The organism is Flavobacteriales bacterium, from assembly GCA_016779995.1.
Taxonomy (GTDB): Bacteria; Bacteroidota; Bacteroidia; order Flavobacteriales; family UBA7312; genus UBA8444.
The window spans coordinates 44,024-70,776 of sequence record JADHMO010000008.1; the positions used below are offsets into that span (position 1 = coordinate 44,024).

Genomic DNA, 26,753 nt, shown 5'->3' on the forward strand with positions numbered 1-26,753 from the left:
TATCAATAAAAGTCAGAGCCTAGAATATTGTATTTGCCAAGTCTTTCTTCTTGTAGCTCAAAGCTGGTTACATCACCAACTTTGTCCCAGCTCATTTCAAAGTTTCTTTGGAAGTTGTTTTTTAGAAATCTAGCATTATTTGTTCTACCATCGACAAGTATAAATGTGCCGGGCAATAATATGGACTCCATTAGTAAAAGGTCTGCTGCCATAACGGTACGCTCGTCGCATTGAAATGTCATACCATTAACGTTTCCTTTTACATCTTTTGGATTAGGTCCGTCAAGGTAAATGAAGTCTGGTACGATATCTGGTAAACTGTCATAAAAGTGACATATCCTACCATTGAAAGTATCTATTTTAACTTCTGAATAATGAAAATTAACGTGTTCCAATAAGTGTTTCGGAAAGTTTGATTGGCTATGTTCTATCCATTGTTTATCCGATTCAACAGAAAAAATTTGAAACATAAATCGGTTTCTAAGTTCTGGCTTTTCGTCAAGAGCCAAAAATTCTGTTTTGTTTTTACTCAAGGCATCAGCCATGACTATGGTAGATAGTCCAGAGCCAAATTCCAATACAGTAAATGCTTTTCTTGTTCTTATGAGTTGGTGTAAACGGGCTAGGTCTTCAGCAACGGCTGGAAACGGTATGTTTAATTTACCACTAACAGCATCAAATGCGCCTTCTTTAAAATCGGCATTTGCATCAAGGTTAATGTGTTGGTTTAAGCCTTCTTGTATAAGATATTCTTTTGCAGATTGCATAGTGTCAATTGAATGTCAAATATAACATTAAAAAATAGCCTGTATTTCCTCTATACTAAATTCATTGTTGTAGCTACAAGAACCTATATCATCGAGCAGCGAGAAATTAATGTTATCGTGTTCATTTTTTTTATCGTTTTTGAGAAAGGGTAGGAGTTGGTTTAAGGATGGACATTCCACTAAATTGAAGTTGGACTTCAAATAGTCTTGAATTTCTTTTTTCCTCTCGCTATGGAGTGGTGATAGCTCAGTTTCTAAATACATGCCTAAAGCAATAGCCTCACCATGTAGAATATCCTTTTCTATCTTGAGGTAATAACTTTCTATAGCATGTCCTAGGGTATGTCCAAAATTCAAAATTTTACGTTTGTTTTCTTCAAATGGGTCGGATTCAACGATATCATTTTTTAAAGTGATAGAATGATGTATATTTTCCTCCCAATTTATCTTTTCAATTGTTGTTTTCATTAACAATTGCCAATAGTTTTTGTCAGCAATTAGAGCATGTTTTACGATTTCAGCATATCCTGATACAATTTGCCTTTGGCTTAGTGTGTGTAAAAACTTTGGGAAAATATATACTCCTTTTGGAGATTTAAATAATCCGATTTGATTTTTAAAATTTTCTAAATCTATACCTAGCTTTCCACCGACTGAAGCATCTACCATAGCTAGTAGGGTGGTGGGTACCTGAATGAAATCTATACCCCTTTTGTAGCAAGAGGCAGCAAATCCACCCATATCTCCTATGACGCCACCGCCTAAGTTGATGAGAAGTGACTTTCTGTCAAATTGAGCTTTGGTCAGTTGTTGCCAAATGTGTTCGCAGCTAGAAATGTTTTTGTGTTCTTCGCCTGAAGATATTTCAATAATTAGCTTAGGATTGATTTGACTTTCTTCGAGAAAGATATCTAAGCAATGCGCTTTAGTATGTTCATCCACTAAAATGGCAATAGCCGAATACCTTGAGTGTTCGATAGTTTGTAGACTACCTTTGCCAATTGTTATATTATATGTTGAGCTATGAACTACTTTCATTCGGTAATACTTCTGATGGGTTGACCTGTACAACCGTTAGGGAAAGAAATTCCTAATAAAGTACTGACAGTAGGTGCTATGTCACAGATAGAAATGTATTCGTCAGAAACACCCTGTTGAATGCCTTTGCCCCAAAATAACAAAGGAACATGCGTATCGTAGCTGAAGCATGAGCCATGTGTTGTTCCTGTTGGTGAATTCCATTCTATCCATCCTGAATTTAGAGCAATAACGACATCGCCAGAACGCTTTTGGTTAAAGCCTTTTTGAATAAGTGAATAAAAGCTATTTTGATATTCGTTGTGATGCAGTTGATGTGCGGTGAAGGTGTACTGTACGCCCTCTACACCAATCAAATAATCAGCCGCTAGTTGTTGTACTTCTTGATGACTAAGTTTTTGTTCTTCTATTAGCTTACGATTTAGAAAAAACTGTTGATTAGAATATTTTAAAACCCACGTATTGTTTCCATATCTTTTTGACAAATGGTTATTCAGTTCAGTGGTTAAGTTTGAAGCATTAAAATAACCAGCAGGTATTTTTCTAGCTTTCAATTCATTAGGTACACTAACTACGCCATGGTCTGCGGTTAGAAATATCAAAGTATTTTCTTGCCCTACTGTAGAGTTTATGTGTTTTAATATTTCTGCAATATCCTTGTCTAGTTGAATGTATGTGTCGACTAATTCTTGAGCATGTGGTCCAAATTGATGACCAATGTAATCAGTCGATGAAAAGCTTAGCGTCAATACATCTGTAATATTATCCTTTCCTAATTCTTCTGATTTAATTAACTCAATAGCTAAGTCTTTGAGGTAGGTATTGCCTTGAGGAGTACTTTTTACAGATGCTGGACCATTACTTGCTAGTAGGCTATCCATAGGGTAGCCAAACCCACGACCTTTCCAAGCCCCTTTAAAATAGCTAGTAGCGGGTTTCTTTTGTTGAAATTCTATTAGCCATTCGGGAAGTTGCTCATAATAGTAAGAGCTAGATATCCATTCTCCACTTTTACCCATCCAAAAGGCACCATTAGCACTATGTCCTGCGGGTAGTATTGCTCCTCTATCTTTTATCGAAATACCGAATACTTTGGATAGTGGGGAAAACAATTTTAATTCGTCTGAAAAAGTGGTGGTAAGCATACGATGAGGTGACATTTTACCCGCTGTAGATTCTACATCGATGTGATTATCACAATCGCAGACAGTAGTTGAATTGCCATCTCCAGCACAATATACCGATAAACCGTCAGCTTTATTGTACCAATTATTTCCAATAATCCCATGTACAGAAGGAGTAGTGCCTGTAAATATACTAGCGTGTCCTGGACCTGTGTAGGTTGGGGTATAATTGTAGTGAGTATTTCTTAAGAAATAACCTTCATTTACCAATTTTTTAAAGCCATTATTTCCAAATTGATTCCAAAAACGGTAAACGTAATCATAGCGCATTTGGTCGACTACTATACCTACTACAAGTTTGGGTTTTTCTTGAGCTTGAGAAATGCCCCAAAGCATAACACACAATACTAATATGATTTTTTTCACTTTTTGAGTTTTAAATTAAATTGATAAGCTAAAATAGAAAGAAAAATAGCAACAAGTACATCGGCTAGAGGAGGTACATCTACCCAAATGTAGTTCCATAAGATGACTAGAAGTAGCCAAACGAACCATATCCAATTAAACTGTTTCATGTTCTATATTTCTTGTAAAGAGAAACGATTATTAAAGCGACAAAAGTTCCCCATAACATACCACCTAGAATATCCAATGGATAGTGAACGCCAAGATATACTCTAGAGTATGCCACCCCTGCAGCCCAAATAAATAAGGCCGCAAATAAAAACTTCTTATTCATTAGTTTGCCTACCACTACAGCTAAGCCAAAAACATTAGAAGCGTGAGAGGATATAAAGCCATATTGTCCACCACATCTTTCTGAGACTAGTCGTACTTCATCGAAGAAATGACAAGGTCGTAAACGCTGAAAAGTGTTTTTAAAAAGATGTACACTTCCCATATCGCAACAAGCAATAACTAAACCTATACTTGCTAAAATCCAAATACTTTCTTTGCCCTTTTCCTTTATGACGAGGTAAACTAAAAGAATGTACAAAGGTATCCACGACAATTTATGACTAGCAAAAAGCATAAGACTATCCCAAGTCGTTGAGCCTGACTGATTTATCAGATGAAAACAATTTTTATCTAATTCAATGAGCCATTCCATTATTCATTCAATTTTTGCCAAATCGCATCTTTCAATTCCATTAGCCCTTGCTGAGCAACAGACGAGATAAAAAGGCATGTCATATCTTGAGGTAAATCTTGAGCTATTTCATTTTTTAGTTCTTGGTCTAGCATGTCCGATTTACTGATAGCCAATATTCTGTTTTTATCTAAAAGTTGTGGATTATACTTCTTTAATTCACCCAGAAGAATTTGGTATTCTTTTAGGATGTCATCACTATCAGCAGGAACTAGAAATAATAAAGTAGAGTTTCTTTCTATGTGTCTTAAAAAACGTAAGCCTAATCCTTTGCCTTCAGCAGCACCTTCTATGATACCAGGTATATCAGCCATAATAAAAGAACGTTCATCACGATAGGAGACAATACCCAAATTAGGCACAAGTGTTGTAAAGGCGTAGTTGGCAATTTCTGGCTTAGCGGCAGATACTACGGAAAGAAGTGTAGATTTTCCAGCATTAGGAAAACCGACCAAACCTACATCGGCAAGTATTTTCAATTCGAGAATAAACCAACCTTCAAGACTATCCATTCCGGGTTGAGCATAACGGGGTGTTTGGTTGGTTGGGGATTTAAAGTGTACATTTCCTCTTCCACCTTTACCACCTTCTAGCAAAATTTGTTCCTCCTGATGTTCTGTAATTTCGAAAAGGATTTCTCCTGTTTCGGCATTTTTAGCCACAGTGCCTAGGGGGACTTGTATGGTTTTACTTTGTCCGTCTTTACCAATTTTTTTGTTACCACTTCCAGAGCCACCGTGTTCAGCAAAAAGATGTTTTTGGTATTTGAGGTGAAGTAATGTCCACATTTGGTCATTGCCTTGAATGATAATGTGACCTCCACAACCACCGTCACCACCATCAGGACCACCCTTAGCAGTATTTCTATCTCTTAAAAAGTGGGCAGAACCCGCTCCACCTTTGCCTGAACGGCAAAATATTTTGACATAATCGACAAAGTTGGAATTTTTAACTTTCATTAGAGTTGGTCTATAGCTTCACAAAGTTTAGCATTAATAGCATCAATACTTCCTACACCTTCAATGGATTGCAATTTATTTTGTTGTGAGTAAAACTCTTTTAGCGGTGCTGTTTTGTTGTTGTATTCTTGAATACGATTTCTAATAATAGATTCATTAGCATCGTCTGCTCGTCCACTACTTTTGCCACGTTCTAGTAGTCTTTTTGTCAGCTCGTCGTCGTCCACGTCTAAAGATAGCATAGTAGAAATCGAGGTATTGAGCTCGTCTAACATCTGATCCAAGGATTCGGCTTGAGCAGTAGTTCTAGGAAAGCCATCGAAGATGAAGCCTTGAGCATTCGGATTTTTTTCCAATATAGAACGTATCATACCAATTACTACTTGGTCAGGAACGAGATCCCCTCTATCCATTATACTTTTGGCTTTTAAGCCCAGCTCAGTGCCTTGAGCAATTTCCCCTCTTAGAATATCGCCAGTAGAGAGATGTATCAAACTATATTGGTCGATTAGCAATTGCGATTGTGTGCCTTTTCCTGCACCTGGGGGTCCAAATAATACGATATTGAGCATATTATGAGATTTTGAGTTTATAAATTTGTGTTAAGGTTCTTCCTAATTCTTCATAATCTAAGCCATAGCCAACTACAAATTCGTTGGGTATTTCTTTTCCTACAAAGTCAATAGCTAGGTTTTTTTTATAGACGCTAGGCTTCAGTAACAAACTAGCATAGTATATCTTTTGTGGTTGTTCTGCCAATAAGTGTTGGTTGAGGTATTCTAATGTATTTCCTGTGTCTATTATATCTTCTACGACTACTAATGTTCGTCCTTTTATTTGTTGGGGAATTCCCATAATGTCTTTGATTTTACCACTACTTTGTATGCCTTCATAGGAATTGAGCTGCATAAAACATAGCTCGACATCGAAATCGAGGGCTTTCACTAAATCAGATGCAAAAATAAAAGAACCTTTCAAAATGATAATAAATAGGGGCTTTTCATCTTTCAAAACTCCCATTTTATGCGCCATTTCCTTTACGATTTCTTGAATTTCAAATTCCGAAAGGTAAGGTTCAAAGGTTTTGTCGTGTAGTTGTACCATTCTAAATATTTGCGAATTTACAACAAATAGCACGATATAGAGCAATGCCTGTTAGGATAAAGTATTTTGTGAGGACTTACTTCAGTTTTTTAGAAATGATGCTATTCTTCAGTTGTTAGTCTTAGAAGCTCTGACTCTAATGATTTTATTTCTTCATTCATTTCTATAATGTGCAGAAAGAGCTCTTCTATTTTCTCTAGGTTGGTAAGAGTAGCCTCATTTATAATTATTCCTCCTTGTTCTTCAACTTCTTTAGCAGAAGGTACTCTGGGAAGGTGTTTATGTTTTTTAACAAAATCTTCTGTTTCTTTTAAGCTCAACATTTTATAGTTTTTGTTGAGTTGGCTTTCGCCATCAAAATAGGTTTCAAAAACATAATCGGGAACAATACTTCCGTGTGCAAATATATTTCCAATGACGTGTAAATCTTCTGTGGGGGTATTCGTTCCTAGTCCGATTTTGCCATTATCTGCCATTACAAAGGCTGGGTGGTAAGTACTAGCACTAAGTTGACCCTCATACAGGTATAGCTCTTGAATTTCTACTTGAGGTCGGCTAGGGTCAGCTTTGGATTGCATCAGGAGTCGATAGTATCGGAATGCCGTTTGGTTGGAACAGCTTAAAGATAAGTCGTTATAACTGCTGTTGATTTGTTCATGTATGGTGGTCCATTCACTATCGTCGTTACTGCCTTGTAAGCTCCATACCCCTGGACCATAACTAACACCATTAGCACTAAAGCCTGTTTTTACTCGATAATTAGTGATTGTTTTTTCTTGTCCTGCGCCGTAGTCAATTTTTATCCACTGCGGAGAAGTTAGTGTTGGCGTACCTGTACCTGCCCATTTTGTACATGTATTGTTGTCAAATGCTTTGTCCGGACCAGTAGAACTGTTTAGTACATGACTGGCGAAGTATGAGCCTGATTGTTCGGCATCAGAACTAGCTTCAATTACATGGGTATTAATATTTAAAATGGAGTTAGGATTGACTGTATTGACTCCCACTCTGCCATTGTTTTTAATGACTATTCTATCGGCATTATTGGTCTTTATTTTAAAGTCCATAGCATTGAATGTGCCTACACTATTGGTGTTGTTTATGGAATTTCCTGTTTTGTTCCATGATTCAAAAGGAAGCCAAAAATTGCCGTTGAATTGATATAGTAGTCTTTCATCATTTACAAAGGCTAAACTACCTGACAAAGGGTTTACAATGGCGTTTAGTGCCGTGTAGTTTGCTACGTTATGCAGTTTTATCAATTGTGCTGAAGTGGGTACTTGAGCTTGAAGTTGAAAACTCAAGAATATGCTGAGAAAAAGTATGTTTAATTTTTTCATTTTTTATTAGTTTTCTAAATGTTCAACTTGTTCTGTCATCTTTTTGACCTTTTTGTCCATTTCAATAAGGTGAATGAATAACTCTTCTATTTTTTCTAAATTTTGATTGGTCCATTGATTGACTACAATTCCCCCTTTTTTTCGAACTTCTTGTGCAGTTGGTACATTGGGCAAATGTTTGTGTTCTTTAGCAAAGGCTTTGACTTCCTCTAGTGAAAGGAAGGTGTAGTTTGGATTTAGTGGGCTGTAGCCTTCGTAATAGTGTTCAAACACATAGTCGGGTATGCCAGACTCTATGCTACCAGATGCTAACACATTTCCAATGACATGTACTTTTTCAGTAGGGTTTGATGTACCAATACCTACAAAGCCCTTTTTGGTCACTATAAAATCCTTAGTTTGTTTGACGTGAAAATAGCCTAGTGGGTTAGTTGTATTTACTCCAATGTTTCCATTGTTTTTAACAACCATTCGTTGGGTGTTATTTGTTTCAAATTTAACGTCTTGATTGTTGGTACTCCCAAAAAAGTTTTCTTCGGCATCAATAGCCGAATTGCCGTCTATACACCACCCCAATTCTATAGCTTTCCAGCTTATTCCATCGTATAGATAAACTAGGCTATCAATGGTATTAAAAATCAATTGACCAGATTGAGGTGCGCTGACATTATTCATTTCAGTGCTATTTACACTGTGCAGATTTAACAATTGTTCTCGGTCTTGTGCATCTACAAATAAGCAAACACAGAGTAGGCAAAGTGTGCCGATGTTGGAAAGGTATTTTTTCATGAAATCATTTTTTTTCAATGTTTAAGCGACTATTCTAAACGTTCTTTTTTAATGCGTTGGATACGGGCTTTTAGTTCTCCTATTTGTTTTTGCAATCGAAAACTATGCAAGTACAATTCTTCAATTTTTTCAAGGTTTTTCTCAACAGCCTGATTAACGATTACTCCACCTTGATTGCTTACTTCACTGACGGAAGGCACATTGGGAAGGTGTTTTCGCTCTTTCACAAAACGTTCTATTTCTTCTAATGACAATAGCACATAGTCGGGTTTTCTATCGCTTTTACCTTCGTATTCCTTTTCGAATACATAGTCAGGAGTTATGCTCCCACTAGCTAAAATATCACCGTGAACGTGTAATTTATGACTGGGATCTGTGGTGGAAATACCTGTTAAACCTTCTTTAGTAATGGTAAACGAGGGCATCAAAAAATCTATTTCACTAATCTCGTATGTACGTTGCTGTAAATTTACATTATAGTTATACGGAGGATATTCGTGTTGAAGTACCGTATCATTAATTACTGATATCATAGAGGTAGGTTCATTACCTACATAATAATCATTTAAAAGAGTATTCCAAGTATTTAAAATATAAACTTGAAAACTTATTAACCAATACCTATGGGGAAGAGGTGATTCGTACAAAAAGGTATGCTCTCTGTTATTGGCATAATCTGCATGATTCCAATTTGTCACAAATGCTGGGCTTCTTGAACGAAGATTTGGACCTGGACCAGCATAATTAGACGTACTATAAAAAGGCGGGTAATGCAGTTGCCACTTAAAGTTTGAGCCATAACTATGCCAATCGTAGGTGCTAGGATTATACTTTTTCTCCCATTTTTTTTCATCGTAAACCACTGGATTTTCATTCGTTCCCTGAAGCCTCACTTGTACAGGCGCACGGTTCTGATTCGGACCCATTGTCATTTTTATTCCTGCTATGTATGTTGGAACACCAAAATCGACAACTAGTCCAGCTCTGTAGAAAGAACTGTAATGTGTCGTATTCTGTTGAGGTCTAAACCTCATAAATCTCCAAAAGGTATTGGGGTCATCGTCGAATGCATGAAAAGGAGGATGGTCAGGGAATTGTCTGAATAAAGGATAGGTAGACCAAGCACCACTAGGGTATTCAGCTGGGTAATAGAAATGCATTGCTCTGTTAAGAGGGCCTTCCTCTATTCTATAAGGGAAAGGCGTAGTGTCAGAAGCCATTGTTGGTAAAGACCCACCTGAACCAATTTGAAAGGCAGCATTTTCACTTATATCAAAACGACTGTCTATCATTACTTGTCCTTCACCATTGATACTCATCCTTGTACTATCATTGGATTTAAAGACAATAGTATTGGAGTCTAAAGTGCCTAAAAAGTTGTTAGGACTAATGTTTTTGTTTAAATCTAATGACCAGCTATTTCCTAAAGTTTGCCAATTCAAACCGTCAAATTGGTAAATGTTATTTTGGTTTTCGACAAAGGCTAAACTGCCCTCATAGGGAGAAGTGATAGCATTTAATTCGGCAATACTTTCAACAGTGGTAACACGCACAAATTCATTGCTGCTTTGAGCACTGATATGAAAAGATGAAAAAGATAGAATTAAAAAAAAGTAGGGTGCTAGTTTTTTCATTTAACTTTAAGTTGTTGTTTATAAGGAATCGCAAGTTACAAAATTTAAGTTTATTTAAAATGAAAAATTTAATTGACATATATTATCTCTACTTTTTTTTAAATTCGCAGCTTTAATTTAGTAACAATATATAATGAAAGCAGTAGTAAGTATAATAATGGGTAGTACATCGGATATGCCTGTAATGCGCAAAGCCGCAGATTTTTTAAATAGTATGCAAATTCCTTTTGAGATAAATGCCTTGTCAGCACACCGTGTGCCAGAAAAGGTTGAGGAGTTTGCTTCCAATGCTCACGCACGTGGTATAAAAGTTATCATTGCAGGTGCTGGTGGTGCAGCACATTTGCCAGGCGTAGTAGCAGCCTTTGCTACGGTTCCAGTTATTGGTGTTCCTTGTCGTTCATCGATTTCTATTGACGGTTGGGATAGCATATTATCTATCTTACAAATGCCTCCGGGTATTCCAGTAGCAACTGTTGGACTAGATGCAGCCTACAATGCTGGTATTTTAGCAGGACAAATTTTGTCAACTTCTGATGATGCTCTTCACGCAAGAATGGTAGAGTTTAAGATGAATATGAAACAAAAAATTGTTAAAGCCAATCAAGATTTGGCTAGTGAAAAATTTGATTACAGAGTGCAGTAGTAGCACTAGCTTACAATTTTATAAGGGTTCAAGACTAAGTTCTTGAGCCTTTTTTTTTATGAAAATTTAATTTTCTCTTTTTAATACTTCTAGTTCTCTTTCAAGTTTTTTGACTTCTTCATTCATTTCTATGATATGAAGAAATAGTTCTTCTATTTTTTCAAGATTTTTTTCAGCAGATTGATTGACTACTATACCCCCTTTTTCTTTGACTTCTTGAGCCGAAGGTATATTGGGTAGGTGTTTGTGTTCTTTTACAAAGCTTTCTACCTCTTCCAAACTCATGAATTCATAATTATTGGTCTGTTCATTGTTTTTGTCATAATACTGTTCAAAAACGTAGTCTGGGGTCTGAACAGATATACAAAAGACATTTCCGTTAACGTGGACTTTTTCGCTTGGTTCTATACCTAGCCCTAGCTTTCCGTCAGTAAATATGAGTGCATCAAAATCTTCATCTGTGGAAAGCTGACCCTCATATAGTTTTAGTTCTTGAATACGTACATTATTTAAGGCTGGGTTTGCTTTGTTGTACATTAAAACTTGATAATACCTGTAAGAATCTGTATTGACAAAATTGAATTCAATATTTCCATAGACGTTAATGTTTTGTGCGTTGTGTAATGTTACCCATTCGGAGGCGTCATTTGAGGCTTGAAAAACCCAATCTTCAGGACCATGACTTAAACCGTTTGATGTGAATCCTGCTTGAATAGTATAGCCCACAATAATACGAGGCGATGAGCCATAATCCATTCTAAGCCAAATAGGGTTATTTCCAGTAGGTTCTACTGCACTCGCCCAAAATGTACAATTGTTATTGTCTATTGCTAAGTTGGGAGGTTGTGAACCTTGGCTAGAGTTAGAGCTTATAGTACCATTAACGGGGTTTTCGTTAGCTATAATTTGATTAGTTTTTATGTGAAATGCATATTCAGGTGTTGTATTAATGCCAACATTGCCATTAGGATTTATGGTGATACGGTTTTTATTGTTGGTGCCCAAATCAAATCGCATAGGATTTATGCTTCCTGCAAAATCTTGTGCGCCAATATTCTGATTGCCTTCAAGTTGCCACGACTTGCCCAATTTACTCCAGTGTGTGCCAGTGTACTGATATATAAATTCATCTTCTGCTAGATAAGTCATCTGACCAGCTTGGGGATTTTGTATGTTCAAAAGGTCTGTAAAAGTAGAAACATTATACAACTTCATTCTGTCTGACTGAGCATATAATACTGCAGGTAAAACTAGTAGAAGAATAAAAATTTTAACTGTTATTTTCATGGTCTTTGTTGTTTTTCATTTTTAAGTAATTCAATCTCACTTTTAAGAGCCTTTATTTTTCTGCTCAGTTCAAAGCTATGAAGGAACAATTCTTCTATTTTTTCAAGATTCATTTCTATGGCTTTGTTTAATATCATGCCGCCTTTTTTTTGCAAATCTGCTCTTGAGGGAACATTTGGCAAATGGAGGTTTTGTTTAGTAAATTCTTTGACCTTTTCTAAATCAATGAATTCGTATTCTGGTTGACTACTCATGTTATTTGTATAATACTTTTCAAAGACATAATCTGGAGTGTTGAAAGCACTAGAAACCATAATATTGCCATTGACGTGCAATAATTCGCTAGGATTGTGTGTGCCTATGCCTACAAGACTACCCATTATAGCGAAATCATCTATGGCATTTGTTCCCTGTACATCATTAATGTCGCTATTGATATGCAAAAGACCAAGGGGGTTTTCTATATTTACCCCAATTCTTCCGTTATTCTTAACAATTATCCCTAAATCGTTGTTTGAACGCAGTTGTAAATCTCCATTGTCTGTAGTGCCTAAAAAATGGACAGATGGGTTTGTATTGGCATTACCGCCCATTTTCCACCCATAGCCATTGGGTTGCCAATTTGTGCCGTCATAGTGAAAAATTGTACGTTCAGAACTTACAAAAACAACTTCGCCCTCGTTAGGATTACTGATGGAGTTTAGCGTATTATTGTCATCAAAATTTTTAGCTCGTGTGAGTTGGTTATTGGTCTGCGAACATACTATTCCACTAGAAAATAATATAACACACAGACTCAGTAGTATATTTTTAGATTGTATATGCATTATTTTTTTATTTGTTCAATTTCTGATTTAAGTTGATTGATTTCTTTTTTCATTTCAAAAAAATGTAGGTATAGCTCCTCGATTTTTTCTAGGTTTTTTTCTGTAGCTTGATTTAAAATAATGCCTCCTTGCTTTTTTACATCATGGGCTGAAGGTACATTAGGAAGATGATGATGCTCTTCAACGTATATTTCTACATCTTCTAAACTTATCAGTTCATACTCAGGATTGCTCTTGCTTTTTCCCTCATAGTGCTTTTCAAAAACATAGTCTGGTGTTAGTGCACTATTAGCAATGATATTGCCATTTACGTGAAGACGTTCTGTTGGAGTTTGGGTACCAATGGCTGTATTGCCCGAATTTTTGACCACAAATCCATTATCTTCAATTTTGGCATATAACTTTAACTCACTAATTCTATTTGTTCCCTCGATACTTCCTCCAACATCAAAATAAGCTACATGTCGGGTTATTCTTAGTCTTATGTAGCGATAGGCAACATCATTATCTATATCAAAGGTTTGTAGGTTTTCGTTTATATAATCAAAGGGCGAACGTTCCACTTCTGGTGACAAGTCCACCCAGTTGGTAGCATCGTGTGACCCTTGTAAATGAAAACGCCTTGGAACAGGACACATCCAGTAATCATTACTAGTCGGATACGAATACCAACCTTGGAAGGAATTAGTGTGGCACAAGACCCCATAACGCCCTATTACTGGAGGAGTTAAGGTGTTAAGGTCTAAAATTATGGCAGCATGTGATGTATATTGATTAGAGGAAAGTCCACCTAAACCGTACTCAAAAAAGGTTTCTGGGTTGTTGTCGAAGGCACGGCTTTCTGAATTAATTGGGGTAGTCCAAAAACCTGGGGTTAAGGATAATAATGACACCGTAACTCCATTAGTGGGGTTTGAAGACATGTCTTGTAGGTAGGTTTCCATTTTGACTTGCAGCTTACCACTAGGTTGGTTGGTGCCAACACCAACATCTCCATCTTTTGTTATAACCAGTCGTACTGTATCATTGGTTTTGAGCATCAAGTCCTGATTGTCGGTAGTGCCAATAAAATGTTGGCTTTGTGTGTTTTGATTTCCTCCTACACTCCAACTATCCATCAAATCTACCCATTCATAGCCATCGTAAAGAAAGGTGGAGTTAATTTCTTGATTGAATAACAAGCTGCCATTCATTGGAGCAGTTAAACTGTTCATTTGTGAAGTGTTACTAACGTTGTTTAAACGTAATAACTCGTCGGACACAATTTGGCTATGAGAAAATAAAGGTATAGTTAATAGTAGTAAAAAGTATTTCATGGGTTTTTAAGTAGTATATTCTTTGCCAATTTATGATTTTTATTTTAATAATTTATATATTTAAGGTCCCTAAATTAAAAGTCAATGAAAAAAATACACATATTTATATATAGTTTTTTATCTCCTTTACTTATTCTATCACAATCTTCTACCGATAGCCGCGAACGCTTCAATTTTTACGATGTCCGTGAGGAGTTTTATGAAAACTTTACAGGCGATTTGAATGAACGAGGCAATGGACTTACCCCATACAGACGTTGGGAAAATTATATGGAGCCTCGTGTCTTTCCAACAGGCAATTTTGACCCTACACCTTTGTTTGATTTGTATAGCGAAGCTCTTAATCAGCAATCAACATCGGCTAATAATTTCTATGTATATAATGCTCAATCATCAGAGCCCAATTGGTCTTTGGTAGGTCCAACGTCTGCTGGTTATGGTATTGGCAGGGTAAATTGTTTGGCTTTTCACCCCAATAATGCTAATATCATGTTTGTTGGCACTCCCGATGGTGGAGTGTGGAAATCTACAAATGGTGGAGAAAGTTGGTCAACCAATACGGATTTTCTGAGTAGCTTGGGCGTATCCGATATTGTTATTAACGCCAACAATCCAGATATTATGTTTTTAGCTACTGGTGATAGAGATGGAAAAGATATTTATTCTTTCGGTTTGCTCAAATCTACAGATGGCGGTGATAGTTGGCAAACAACAGGTTTACAGTACAACAATTCTCAAGAAATATTAGTAACAGACATTGCTCTAGATGCTGAAAACGACAATAATTTATTAGTAACTACTTCAGAAGGTATCTTTAGGTCCACTAACCAAGGGACAAGCTTTACAAATGTCAGAACAGGAGATTTTATGAACGTCGTTTTTCATCCCACCAACTCTGATATTGTCTATGCTGCAACTCGTACAAATGGTCAGTTTTGGCGTTCTGCCAATAACGGGCAAAGCTGGACTCAAATTACTTCTTCTGGAATATTGACGGGAGGAAGAAGAGGTCAAATAGCAGTAAGCCCACACTCTCCCAACACCGTGTTTTTTGCTAAAATAAAAAATGACGACAGGAATTTTTATACCATCGCTAGGTCAACTGATGCTGGACTCAATTGGACTACACATATGACTAGTAATGTACATAATTCAACTACGCCTAATTTAGTAGGATCAAATCCAGGGAGTTATTATGGGCAGGGCTGGTATGACTTTGCTATGGCTGTTAGCCCTTGGTCGGCAAGTCAAATTTATGTTGGTGGTGTTTCTATGTATCGTTCAAACGATAACGGAATTACATGGCTGCATCTTAATAATACCGTCAATACATTAGTCGATATTCATAACATTTATTATAGTCCATCCAACGAATTATTTATATGTTCTGATATGGGTTTGTTCAAAACTCCGCACCCAGACTATTATGGTCAAGGTTTTGATTGGACTTTTTTGACAAAACGAGTTCCAATTACTCAATTTTACGGTTTAGGTTTGTCTCAAACCGAGGATAAGATTTTGGCTGGAAGTCAAGATAACGGTTTGTTTAGAAAGAGTTCTAACTTTTTTTCTACTATTTTGGCTGGTGATGTTATGGAGGCATTCATAGACCCTGATAATTCCGATAATTGTTATCATACCCATCAATATGGTGCACTGAAAAGAACCTACGATAACTATGGATATACTGAAACAAGTATTGATGATATCTCTCCTCCAGGAAATCTTCAAGGAAATTGGCAAACTCCTTTTGTAATGGACCCTAACAATTCTGCTACTATTTATGCTGGTTTTAAAGAATTGTATAAAAGTACCAATAGAGGAGATAGCTGGACTACCATTACCTCGGGACAGTCCAATAATAACAATCTAGATGAAATAGAGCCAACTACCAATTCCAATATTCTTTATTTCTCATATGACGATAAACTTTTTAAAACAACCAATGGGGGCAATACTTGGAGTAACATTAGTGGTGCTTTACCAAATAGTCACATTACTCATATAGTTGCACATAGTGAAAACCCCAATGAAGTATGGGTCACCTTTTCTGGTTTTAATAGTCATTCAGTCTATAGAAGTACAAACGGAGGTTCTACTTGGACGAATGTATCGGGAGATTTGCCCAATATTCCTTTCAATTGCTTAGTAATTGATGAATTGAACAATCACGTTTACGTAGGATCCGATTTTGGAGTTTATAAGGGAGATGCTGACGCTATTACCAATGGGACTTACAATTGGAGCCATTACAATAACAACAGTTTGCCTAACGTCATTGTTTATGAAATGGAAATAAAATCTTCTAATCATTCACTTTATGCTGCTACTCATGGAAGAGGTCTTTGGAAAAACCCTCTCAAACGCTATCCTCAAGCTGACTTTGAAGTGAGTGATTTATTATGTCATCTTGAACCTATACTCTTTGATGACCAATCATTATTTGTACCTACTTCTTGGAATTGGAACTTTGGTGACGGCAATACTTCTACAGAGCAAAGCCCATACCATACCTACAACATTGCGGGAGTATATTTTGTAACCCTTATAGCTTCTAATGCTTTGGGTAGCGATACCATCACAAAAGTAATTTCAGTACTACCAACAATCTCTACTTACACCAACCACACTTCATCGGGTTCATACACTTGGAACGGGACAACCTATTTCTGCTCAGGGATTTTCACTAACCATTCTATCGCTGCTAACGGTTGTCCTCACGTTGATACTCTAAATTTAGTTATCAATTCTCCCGATAACAACATTACCAATGTAACTTCTTGTGATTCTTATTATTGGGATATATCAGGGCAGGAATATACCACCAGTGGAGTTTATAATCAGTTGGTTTATAGTCCTCAAGGGTGTTACGTTAATGAACAACTCAATTTGAATATTACATTATCAACGTCTAACACTTCAACTGTGAGTGCCAACACCTCCTATTTTTGGAGTGCAAACTCACAAACCTATTTTTGTAGTGGTATCTATGAGCATTATTCAACCAATGCTGCAGGATGTGAGCATTTAGAAACCCTAATTTTAAACATCAATTGATGCCTTGATTAGCTAACTTCAATTGATTTTTGAATTCAATCCTTTTTCATGAAAATATTACTTATTCTTGGATTCATAATATCATACTGCTTTCTTTTTTCTCAATCTACTTTTGTTGAAGGGCGTGGTGCTAATGGTCAAGGTCTGTGGGCTGAAAATGTAGCTGGAATAAGCACATTGACAACGACTTCATTTGGCGTGTCTGCTGACTATAAATTTGGATTGTCCGAACTGACTAATGCCCAAATACGAATTGCTAAACCTTACCAATTTGGTGTCCTTTTACTGCAATGGAATAGCCTTGGCAATACCCATTATAATGTCAATGAGTGGGCTTTGTCCTTGGCTAAAAATTTATCGCCTAGTTTTGTTATGGGACTTTCATTAGGCTACAAACGAGAACAAATAGGCTATGATAATTATGGTGGTTTGTTAGCCGATTTTGGAGTGCAATATCAAATTAGTCATTTACTGAGTGCATCTTCTGTTGTCTATAATCCTTTTCGTCAGTATTTAGAGCCTTCGGCATTCCATCTAGGGCTTAAGTATGTTGCTTCTGATAAAGTGAACTTGGCTATAAGTATGCAAAAAACAGAAAGTCTGCCAACGGCTTTAGTAGCTCAATTGCATTATGAGCCTTCATCGAAGATAATTTTATTTACTAGTCTTTCTACCCAAGCCAATAATAATGCTTTTGGCATAGCTTTTTTGTGGCATAATCTATGTATTGATACTTACCTTGCCTACCATTATTATTTAGGCTTTAGTCCACAAATGGCACTCACATACAACTTAGAGTAATGTGGAGAGTTCTATTCATCTTATTCAGTTTTCAAAGCCTATATGCACAGGAATTGCCTAGCCTTTTTCAAGATTATATCTCTAATCAAGAGTTAAGTGTTGATGATCAGCAATTAGAGGTTTTTTATTCGCTGCTAGAACATCCCTTGGATTTGAATAACTGTAGATTACAAGAATTACATCAGTTTCCTTTTTTAAATTTTCAACAAGCCAACGCCATCATCAAATACCGTAGGGACAAAGGGCAATTTTCATCTTTGTACGAACTACAAGCCATTGAAGCACTAAAGCTCAAAACTATCCGATTACTATTGCCCTTTGTTACTGTTTCTAAAGCTATTCCACTAAAAAAATCAAACTATAAACACCAACTTCGTTTTTACCTTCAAAGGTCTTTAGAACAAGAAAAAGAATATGTAAATGGAGAATACTTAGGTAATCCTTTCAAATCTTATGCCATATATTCTGCACGTTCTAAAGTTGCCAATTATGGACTAATTACAGAAAAGGATGCGGGTGAAAAATATTTGGATTTCATAACAATGTATGCCAATCTAAAGCATAAAAATAATCGACTATTTGTTGGGGACTATCAATTGTCATTAGGACAGGGTTTATTGTGTTATCAGTCATTTACTTTGGGTAAATCAGCATGGGTGTCATCAACCTTTAAAAATTCACCAATTTTTCGTTCTCACACTTCCACACGAGAGTATGGATTTTTGAGAGGTATAGCTTATCAAAAACACTGGAATAATTGGCAGCTTTCTTTATTGGTATCATCAAGAAAACAAGATGCCAATAGTATAGATTCTTTGGCACTAGCCACTTCTATAAAAGTAACAGGTTTGCACAGGGGCATCTCTGAATATGAAGATAAAAGGCAATTGTTGCACCAACATCTGGGCGCAAGTATAAACTATAAAAAACGTTTGTTTTCTAGTTCATTGTATGGATTGGCACAAAATTGGGACAAATCACTTGTTCTAGGTCAGGATACCTTATCTCAACTCTTGGCTTTAGGATGGGATTACTCACTAAGTTATAAAAACACTCATTTGTTTGGAGAATGTGTTTGGCAGAACAATTCTTGGGCTTTTTTATCAGCCTTAAATAGTCAGCTTTCTTCTAATGTGTTGTTTTCTACTTTATATAGAAATTACAGTTCGGACTATTATGCACTAGATTCCAAAGGTTTTGGAGAACAATCTTCTACAAGAAATGAAAGGGGGCTTTATTCGGCTTTGTCTTTAGATATAAATCGACAATGGACATTGTCACTGTATGCCGATTTTTATCGTTTTCCTCAAGCCAATTTTTACAGCCAAGTCCCTAGTCTTGGGCAAGATTATTTACTGCAATTGATGTATAAAGTCAGTAAGACATCGAGCCTAATTGCTCGAGGGCAATGGGAGAACAAAACTAAAGATGATAAGGAACACTATGGGTTGCCTTTAATTAGCAAACGTCAGCAACACAAATACTTATTACAATGGACTTACGATTGGGACAATTATAGATTTAAAAGTAGAGTCAATTGGAACCATTTAGAAAATGAACGTGCTTATCTTTTGGCTCAAGAGATGCATTACAGACCTGTAAATAAAGCGTGGTCACTTTCTTTCCGATACCTCATTTTTGATAGTCCATCTTTTGCAAGCCGTATCTATGCTTATGAACCTGATGTTATGCATAGCTTTTATATTCCTTTTCATTATGGCGAGGGGCAACGTATTTCTACAGTTTTCAAATATAAGTTTAGGAGTTTAACATTTAATTTAAAACTAGCTCAAACCCTTTATTATGACAATACACCCATAAAAAGTGGTAGCGTTGAAGGAAATACATTAACAGAAATAAAGTTGGCTCTGAAATGGGTATTGTAAAAAGTTTATATTTGAACCATTAAATACAAGTACCTATGCAAGATTACAAGTCACCACTAGAGATGTTTTACCATTGGGAGAAAGAAACGCCCAATAAATTATATATGCGCCAACCCATAAATGGCGAATGGCACCATTGGACTTGGTCGGAAACGGCTACACAAGTCAGAAAGATGGCGGCTTATTTAAAATCTTTGGATTTTCCTGCCAATAGTAAAATAGCTACTCTATCTAAAAACTGTGCCCATTGGATTATTTCCGATTTAGCTATTATGATGGCTGGTCACGTTTCGGTGCCTTTATATCCTAATCTAAAAGCAGAGAGTATCACACAAATTTTAGAGCACAGTGAGTCCAAATTGTTATTCGTTGGTAAGTTAGACGATTTCGAAAGTATGCGCCCCGGTGTTCCCAAAGATTTACCTTGTATAGCCTTTCCTTTTTACAGTGAAGAGGGCTATCCTGTTTGGGACGATTTGATAAAAGATGTCGAGCCTATGACCGAGAATGTGGTGCGTGAACCCAACGAATTGGCGACCATCATTTATACTTCAGGAACTACAGGTATGCCTAAAGGGGTGATGCATAAGTTTTATAACTTCTCTTTTGCAACTTCTAATGCCGTTCCACTTTTAGGATTGGCAACAGAAGAACGCTTTTTCTCCTATTTACCTTTATGTCATATTGCTGAACGTTTGTTGGTGGAAATGGGAAGTTTGTATTCTGGTGGTATGGTGTCTTTTGCCGAAAGCTTAGATACTTTTGCACAAAATTTAGCCGATACCAAGCCAACAGCATTTTTAGGAGTGCCTCGTATATGGACCAAATTCCAACAAGGTATATTGGGCAAATTGCCACAGAAAAAGTTAAACGTTTTACTGTCTATTCCTTTGGTTTCATCACTCATTAAGAAAAAGGTAAAGTCTGGTTTAGGACTGCAGGAAGCTAGAAATATTTTTACAGGAGCAGCACCCACGCCAGTATCTACACTCAAGTGGTTCGAGCGTTTAGGTATTCCAATCCAAGAGGCTTATGCCATGACAGAAAATTGCTGTTATTCTCACGTTACACTCAACGATGGTATTAAGTTTGGCTCTGTTGGTAAAGCCTTGCCACATTGTGAAGTGAAGTTAAGTGAAGAAAATGAAATCCTTATCAAGCACGTGGCTTTAATGGACGGATATTACAAAGAGGATAAGCAAACTCAAGAAACCATAAAAGACGGTTGGTTGCATACGGGTGATGAAGGTCATATCGATGCTGAGGGTTATTTGAAGATAACAGGTAGAGTTAAAGATTTATTTAAAACTTCAAAAGCTAAATACGTTGCTCCAGCACCTATTGAGATGAAATTGTCTGCCAACAAAAACATAGAACAAGTCTGTGTAGTCGGTACAGGATTGCCTCAGCCTATTGCCTTAATTACGCTTTCTGAATATGGCAAGAGTAGACCAATAGAAGATGTCTATGGTAGTTTAGAAACTACTTTAAAAATTGTTAACCCTAAGTTTGAATCTCACGAACATTTGAAGAAAATTGTTGTGCTGGACAAAGAATGGACCATAGAAAACAACCTGCTTACGCCATCTATGAAGATAAAACGAAATGAAGTAGAACGTTTGTACAAGGATAACTATACCACTTGGTATGAGAAAGATGGTTATATTGTAAGCTAGTCGGATATTCTTGAAAACTTTTTAAAAAGCCATTTATTTTTAGTCGTTTTTATGAGTGATATACTTATTTTTGCCCATACTGTAAAAACAAGAATATGTCTGCACAAGCAACCACTACACTAGCCACTTTAGAACAAGCTCAAGAGCTGGGTTTACGTCCTGAAGAATTTGATAAAATCAAATCCATTTTAGGTAGAACACCTAACTTTACGGAGATGAGTATCTTTTCGGTCATGTGGTCGGAACATTGCTCCTACAAAAATTCCATTACTTGGCTCAAAACCTTACCTAAAGACGGTCCTCATATGCTGGTCAAAGCGGGTGAAGAAAACGCTGGTTTGGTAGATATTGGAGACGGTTTAGCCTGTGCATTTAAAATAGAAAGTCATAACCACCCTTCAGCTTTAGAGCCATATCAAGGCGCAGCTACTGGGGTAGGAGGTATCAATAGAGATATCTTTACTATGGGTGCAAGACCTATTGCACAATTAAACTCTTTGCGTTTTGGTAGCATAGAATTAGACCGTACCAAATGGCTAGTCAAGGGTGTTGTTAAAGGTATTGGCGATTATGGTAATGCTTTTGGTATTCCCATTGTTGGTGGAGAAGTTTTCTTTGACGAATGTTATAATACCAATCCTTTAGTCAATGCTTTTTCAGCAGGTATAATGAAAGCCGATGGTCTTATTTCAGCGACATCGTCTGGTGTTGGCAATCCTGTTTATATTGTCGGTTCTAGAACAGGAAAAGATGGTATTCATGGAGCGGCTTTTGCCTCTAAAGATATCACAGAAGATTCTGCCAACGACCTACCAGCAGTTCAAGTCGGTGACCCTTTCCAAGAAAAACTATTATTAGAAGCAACATTAGAGTTGGGGCAAACCGATGCAATAGTAGGTATGCAAGATATGGGTGCTGCCGGTATCACTTGCTCAACATCTGAAATGAGTGCTGCTGGTAAACACGGTATGATTATTCATTTAGATAAAGTGCCTACACGACAAGAAAATATGAAAGATTGGGAGATTTTACTCTCAGAATCTCAAGAGCGTATGCTCATAGTCGTTGAAAAGGGTAAGGAACACATCGTTCACGAGATTTATGATAAATGGGATTTAAGTTGTGAGCAAATTGGTGAAGTTACCGAAGGCGGACAACTCAAGTATTATATGCACGGAGAATTGGTAGCCGATGTACCAGCAGATGATTTAGTATTAGGTGGTGGTGCACCCGTTTATGAAAGGGAGTATTCAGAACCTGCCTACTACCAAGAGTTTAAAAAATTCTCTATTGAACAGCTAGAGCAACCAAAAGATTTGGTTGAGGTAGCTAAGTTCTTAACAACACACCCTAATATAGCTTCTAAAAAATGGGTTTACGAGCAGTACGACTCTATGGTAGGAACTATAAATATGGGCACTAACGCTCCAAAAGATGCTGGTGTTGTTAATATTAAAGGCACAAACAAAGCTTTAGCTATGACAGTAGATTGTAATGCTAGAATGGTCAATGCTGACCCTGAAGAAGGCTGCGCCATGGCAGTTGCCGAAGCTGCTAGAAACATCGTTTGTTCTGGTGGTGTGCCTTCAGCAATTACCAACTGCTTGAATTTTGGTAACCCATACAATCCAGAAGTATATTGGCAATTTGTAGGTGCAATTAAAGGAATGTCCAAAGCTTGTTTAAAATTCAAAACACCTGTTACTGGAGGAAATGTAAGTTTCTACAACCAAACTGCTATTGATGGTAATGAAGTGCCAGTTTTCCCGACACCAACCATTGGTATGTTAGGAATTGTTGAAGATAAAAAACACATCATGTCTTTAGACTTCAAAGGTAAAAGTGACTTGATATATTTGTTGGGTGAGTCACACAATAACATTAGCAGTTCAGAGTATTTAGCATCTTATCATGGTATAAAGACTAGTTCAACTCCACCTTTTGATTTAGATAAGGAATACGACTTACAAGAATTAATAAAAACACTTATTCGAAGTAATCATATCGAATCGGCTCACGATGTTGCTGATGGCGGTTTGTTTATTACTCTATTAGAAAGTGCTATGCCTAGGGGCTTAGGTTTTGATATAACTACAAGTGGAGAAATCAGAGAAGATGCCTTTTTATTTGGTGAATCGCCATCTCGAGTGGTGGTTTCTGTAGCCGAAATAAATGAAGACGAATTCCTTGATGCGCTCAAAAAATCATCAGTTTCATTCTCATTATTAGGACATGTAACTAGAGGTGATATCCGTATTGATGACGAATCTTTTGGCCAAGTGCATGAGTATAAAGAGTTGTTTGACAACGCCTTAGCTAAACACTTATAAATTTCTTTCTTTTCTAATTTGTTTTACTAAATTTGGCTTACTAACTAGCCTATTATGAAAACAGATTTTAACGACTTTGGAAACCCTCAGGTTGCGAAACTTCCGGCTCACCTCAGACAGTTTGTAGTCAGTCAAGATTACGACAATTATACACCAGTAGATCATGCGGTATGGCGATACGTTATGCGCAAAAATTTAGCCTATCTAAGTAAGGTTGCTGATTCATCTTATCTTAAAGGCTTGGAAAAGACGGGTATTACTATTGATTCCATTCCCAATATAAAAGATATGAATACCATATTAGGTAAGATTGGCTGGGGCTGTGTTTGTGTAGATGGTTTTTTGCCCCCCTCATCATTCATGGAATTTCAGGCATACAAAGTACTCGTTATTGCTGCCGATATAAGACAAATTGAACACATCGAATATACTCCTGCGCCAGATATTTTGCACGAAGCCGCTGGTCATGCTCCAATTATTGCCGACCCAACTTATGCTGAATACTTGAGGTTGTTTGGTGAAATCGGAAGTAAAGCTATTTCTTCAGCTCAAGATTTTGAGTTATATGAGGCTATACGACACTTGTCTATTATAAAAGAAGATCCGAACACCGAAGAAAAAGAAATAGTTCAAGCCGAAAAAGACATTGAGGGCATACAAGCTAATATGGAGCAACCCTCGGAAATGGCGCAAATTAGAAACTTGCATTGGTGGACTGTTGAATACGGGCTAATTGGCGATTTAAACCAACCAAAAATATATGGTGCTGGTTTACTTTCTTCGATAGGAGAAAGCGAGAGTTGTTTGAGAGAAGAAGTAAAAAAACTACCCTATTCTATTGAAGCTGCTCAACAAGCTTTTGATATTACCGAGCCTCAACCTCAATTATACGTAACCCCTTCTTACACACATTTGACACAAGTCTTAGAAGAATTTGCCAATACGATGGCACTTCGCATAGGAGGACTAGAAGGTCTTGAGAAAGCTATAGCATCCAATAACACTTGTACTGTAGAATACAGTTCAGGACTACAAGTTTCAGGTATTTTCAATAATGTTATTAGCGATAATGGACAAATTGTTTATTTATCAACTTCCTCGCCTACAGCACTAGCTTGGCAAAACAAAGAATTGGTTGGGCACGATAAAAGCTACCATGCTCACGGATTTAGTTCTCCTGTTGGCCGACTAAAAAATACCTCGATGCCATTAGAAAATATGAGTATTGATGAATTGATGAATATAGAAATTGAGGCAGGAAAACAGGTTTCGCTAGAATTTGAAAGTGGGGTAAATGTGCAAGGCAAACTCATTAACGTTTCAAAAAACAGAAAAGGCTTGAATATGATACTTAGCTTTGAAGATTGTCACGTTAGTTATAATGATGAAGTATTATTTCAGCCAGAATGGGGGACTTACGATATGGCTGTAGGAGAATCCATAGTATCTGTATTTTCTGGCGCTGCCGATATGGCTGTGTTCTCAAAGGATAACCCTTTTGTGCCTAGCGAATTGACTCATAAGATTCAGTACGGTGAAAAGCGTTTGGAGCTACATAAATTATACCAAAAAATTAGAGATGTAAGAGAAGGCAATGCCGATAAGCAAGAGTTAGCAAGTGTATGGCAAGAACTGATAAATCACCCTAAAGATTGGTTAGCAGCAGTAGAGATTCTTGAGATAAGTACCGATAAGTCATTAAATGCTGAGATAAGAACACACCTAAATAATGCCGATGGTGATGAAGTTACCAAGGCTTTGATTAAAGATAGTTTAAGTTTGATAGAATGAAAGTCGTAATAACCGGAGCAAGTAGAGGAATAGGATTTGAGATGGTAAAACAATTCTTAGCTAATGGACATCAAGTCATAGCCATTTCAAGAAATCAAGATAAATTGTTGGAGTTAGAACAACTAGGTGCCATCACCTTAGCTTTTGATTTGACTGCTGAGAATTTTACTCCTATTATAGACGCTGTTAAATCATTTGGTAAAATAGACATACTAATAAATAATGCGGGTGCTTTAGTTAACAAGCCCTTAAGTCAGATGACTAATGAAGACATTAACCATGTGTATAGTGTCAATGTTTTTTCTGTAATTAAACTGACTAGAGATTTATTAGCACATTTCAATCATGATGCACATATAGTCAACATAAGTAGTGTAGGAGGTGTTCAAGGTAGTGTCAAATTTTCTGGATTATCCACTTACAGTAGTAGTAAAGGGGCTATTAGTATACTTACTGAATGTTTAGCAGAGGAGTTTAAGGAAAGTTCACTACGATTTAATGCTTTAGCACTTGGAGCTGTCCAGACCGAAATGCTACAAGAAGCCTTTCCAGACTATCAAGCCAATACGTCTGCCGCAGAAATGGCTAACTACATATATAGGTTTGCAACACAAGACGGAAAACTATACAATGGTAAGATATTAACAGTATCTTCATCCACACCATAATCCCAGATTGATTTATTTTTCACTGTTTAAGTACGCTTTTTGCTCTTTGATTATAGTGTGAAACCTCACTTATTGCGATTTTAAATTTCAATTAGCCGCTTCGATTTTATAAATTTACTAGATAAGAATTTAGAAATTGAATAAAATTTAAAAAAAAACACAAAAGGTTTGTACGGAATGAATAAGCGAGTATATTTGCAGCCGCTTTTGAACGAAAAAGTGTAGCACCAATAAAAAGGGTGTGAACAAGCTTAAAATATTTGAAAAAAAATATTTAAAACAGTTTGCGGTTATTAAAAGTATTGTATCTTTGCCGACCCTTTCAGTGAAAACTGATTGTGGATATACAAATTGTTCTTTGATTTAATGGGATAGACGAAATTTAAACAAGAAAATTCAACGTCAATTTTTTATAGCTTATAACGAACCAGGAATTTATACAAACTTTTATACAACGAAGAGTTTGATCCTGGCTCAGGATGAACGCTAGCGGCAGGCCTAACACATGCAAGTCGAACGGTAACAGGGATTGCTTGCAATCCGCTGACGAGTGGCGCACGGGT

At 36.7% G+C, this 26,753-nt stretch carries 22 protein-coding genes and 1 rRNA gene; 9 read left to right on the top strand and 14 right to left on the bottom strand.

Annotated features, from left to right (window positions below; all coding sequences use genetic code 11):
* Positions 1–2 precede the first annotated feature (2 nt).
* The 11 genes from ISP71_06350 to ISP71_06400 form a co-directional block, all read right to left on the bottom strand.
* Complete coding sequence (locus tag ISP71_06350) at positions 3–767, bottom strand: hypothetical protein (protein MBL6663708.1); 765 nt, start codon at positions 765–767, stop codon at positions 3–5.
* A gap of 27 nt (positions 768–794) precedes the next feature.
* Positions 795–1,805, bottom strand: coding sequence for a 3-dehydroquinate synthase (gene aroB, locus ISP71_06355; GenBank protein MBL6663709.1), 1,011 nt, complete (start codon positions 1,803–1,805; stop codon positions 795–797).
* The gene (locus ISP71_06360) at positions 1,802–3,355 is read right to left on the bottom strand and encodes an alkaline phosphatase family protein (GenBank protein ID MBL6663710.1); all 1,554 of its coding nucleotides are present in this window, start codon (positions 3,353–3,355) and stop codon (positions 1,802–1,804) included. The genes aroB and ISP71_06360 overlap by 4 nt, the downstream gene beginning before the upstream one ends.
* Positions 3,352–3,504: a hypothetical protein gene (locus ISP71_06365; protein ID MBL6663711.1), complete on the bottom strand. Its 153-nt coding sequence runs from the start codon at positions 3,502–3,504 to the stop codon at positions 3,352–3,354. The genes ISP71_06360 and ISP71_06365 overlap by 4 nt, the downstream gene beginning before the upstream one ends.
* Positions 3,501–4,040 (bottom strand): phosphatase PAP2 family protein, encoded by a 540-nt coding sequence (locus ISP71_06370; GenBank protein MBL6663712.1) that lies wholly within the window; start codon positions 4,038–4,040, stop codon positions 3,501–3,503. Before ISP71_06370 ends, ISP71_06365 begins: the two co-directional genes overlap by 4 nt.
* Entirely contained in the window at positions 4,040–5,038 is a 999-nt protein-coding gene (obgE, locus tag ISP71_06375) for a GTPase ObgE (GenBank protein ID MBL6663713.1), read from the bottom strand. The genes ISP71_06370 and obgE overlap by 1 nt, the downstream gene beginning before the upstream one ends.
* A complete protein-coding gene (locus tag ISP71_06380) occupies positions 5,038–5,610 on the bottom strand; it encodes an adenylate kinase (protein ID MBL6663714.1) in 573 nt (190 codons plus the stop codon). Before ISP71_06380 ends, obgE begins: the two co-directional genes overlap by 1 nt.
* A 1-nt stretch (position 5,611) precedes the next feature.
* Complete coding sequence (locus ISP71_06385) at positions 5,612–6,142, bottom strand: hypoxanthine phosphoribosyltransferase (protein ID MBL6663715.1); 531 nt, start codon at positions 6,140–6,142, stop codon at positions 5,612–5,614.
* A 101-nt stretch (positions 6,143–6,243) separates the two neighbouring features.
* Positions 6,244–7,482 (bottom strand): discoidin domain-containing protein, encoded by a 1,239-nt coding sequence (locus ISP71_06390; protein ID MBL6663716.1) that lies wholly within the window; start codon positions 7,480–7,482, stop codon positions 6,244–6,246.
* Between the two features lie 6 nt (positions 7,483–7,488).
* Complete coding sequence (locus ISP71_06395; GenBank protein MBL6663717.1) at positions 7,489–8,271, bottom strand: hypothetical protein; 783 nt, start codon at positions 8,269–8,271, stop codon at positions 7,489–7,491.
* Between the two features lie 29 nt (positions 8,272–8,300).
* Positions 8,301–9,905, bottom strand: coding sequence for a hypothetical protein (locus ISP71_06400; protein ID MBL6663718.1), 1,605 nt, complete (start codon positions 9,903–9,905; stop codon positions 8,301–8,303).
* Positions 9,906–10,038: 133 nt separating this feature from the next.
* Here ISP71_06400 and purE point away from each other — a divergent pair, with 133 nt between their 5' ends.
* The gene (gene purE, locus ISP71_06405; GenBank protein MBL6663719.1) at positions 10,039–10,551 is read left to right on the top strand and encodes a 5-(carboxyamino)imidazole ribonucleotide mutase; all 513 of its coding nucleotides are present in this window, start codon (positions 10,039–10,041) and stop codon (positions 10,549–10,551) included.
* Between the two features lie 66 nt (positions 10,552–10,617).
* On the opposite strand, the gene ISP71_06410 is transcribed toward purE, so the two are convergent.
* From ISP71_06410 to ISP71_06420, 3 genes are read right to left on the bottom strand one after another with little or no spacing between them, the layout of a single operon-like run.
* Positions 10,618–11,838: a discoidin domain-containing protein gene (locus tag ISP71_06410; protein ID MBL6663720.1), complete on the bottom strand. Its 1,221-nt coding sequence runs from the start codon at positions 11,836–11,838 to the stop codon at positions 10,618–10,620.
* A complete protein-coding gene (locus ISP71_06415) occupies positions 11,835–12,665 on the bottom strand; it encodes a hypothetical protein (GenBank protein MBL6663721.1) in 831 nt (276 codons plus the stop codon). Before ISP71_06415 ends, ISP71_06410 begins: the two co-directional genes overlap by 4 nt.
* Positions 12,665–13,879: a hypothetical protein gene (locus tag ISP71_06420; GenBank protein ID MBL6663722.1), complete on the bottom strand. Its 1,215-nt coding sequence runs from the start codon at positions 13,877–13,879 to the stop codon at positions 12,665–12,667. The genes ISP71_06415 and ISP71_06420 overlap by 1 nt, the downstream gene beginning before the upstream one ends.
* A gap of 186 nt (positions 13,880–14,065) precedes the next feature.
* On the opposite strand from ISP71_06420, the gene ISP71_06425 reads away from it, so the two are divergent.
* From ISP71_06425 to ISP71_06460, 8 genes are all read left to right on the top strand, one after another.
* Entirely contained in the window at positions 14,066–17,038 is a 2,973-nt protein-coding gene (locus ISP71_06425) for a PKD domain-containing protein (GenBank protein MBL6663723.1), read from the top strand.
* A gap of 48 nt (positions 17,039–17,086) precedes the next feature.
* Positions 17,087–17,839 carry a hypothetical protein gene (locus tag ISP71_06430; GenBank protein ID MBL6663724.1) on the top strand — a complete coding sequence of 251 codons (753 nt, stop codon included), beginning with the start codon at positions 17,087–17,089 and terminating at the stop codon, positions 17,837–17,839.
* Entirely contained in the window at positions 17,839–19,725 is a 1,887-nt protein-coding gene (locus ISP71_06435; protein ID MBL6663725.1) for a helix-hairpin-helix domain-containing protein, read from the top strand. Before ISP71_06430 ends, ISP71_06435 begins: the two co-directional genes overlap by 1 nt.
* A gap of 35 nt (positions 19,726–19,760) precedes the next feature.
* Complete coding sequence (locus ISP71_06440; GenBank protein MBL6663726.1) at positions 19,761–21,401, top strand: AMP-binding protein; 1,641 nt, start codon at positions 19,761–19,763, stop codon at positions 21,399–21,401.
* A gap of 95 nt (positions 21,402–21,496) precedes the next feature.
* Entirely contained in the window at positions 21,497–23,731 is a 2,235-nt protein-coding gene (gene purL / locus ISP71_06445) for a phosphoribosylformylglycinamidine synthase subunit PurL (GenBank protein MBL6663727.1), read from the top strand.
* A gap of 54 nt (positions 23,732–23,785) precedes the next feature.
* Positions 23,786–25,522 carry an aromatic amino acid hydroxylase gene (locus ISP71_06450; GenBank protein MBL6663728.1) on the top strand — a complete coding sequence of 579 codons (1,737 nt, stop codon included), beginning with the start codon at positions 23,786–23,788 and terminating at the stop codon, positions 25,520–25,522.
* Positions 25,519–26,190, top strand: coding sequence for an SDR family oxidoreductase (locus ISP71_06455; protein ID MBL6663729.1), 672 nt, complete (start codon positions 25,519–25,521; stop codon positions 26,188–26,190). The genes ISP71_06450 and ISP71_06455 overlap by 4 nt, the downstream gene beginning before the upstream one ends.
* Positions 26,191–26,641: 451 nt before the next feature.
* Positions 26,642–26,753: ribosomal RNA gene (locus ISP71_06460) — 16S ribosomal RNA — on the top strand; the annotation flags it as partial.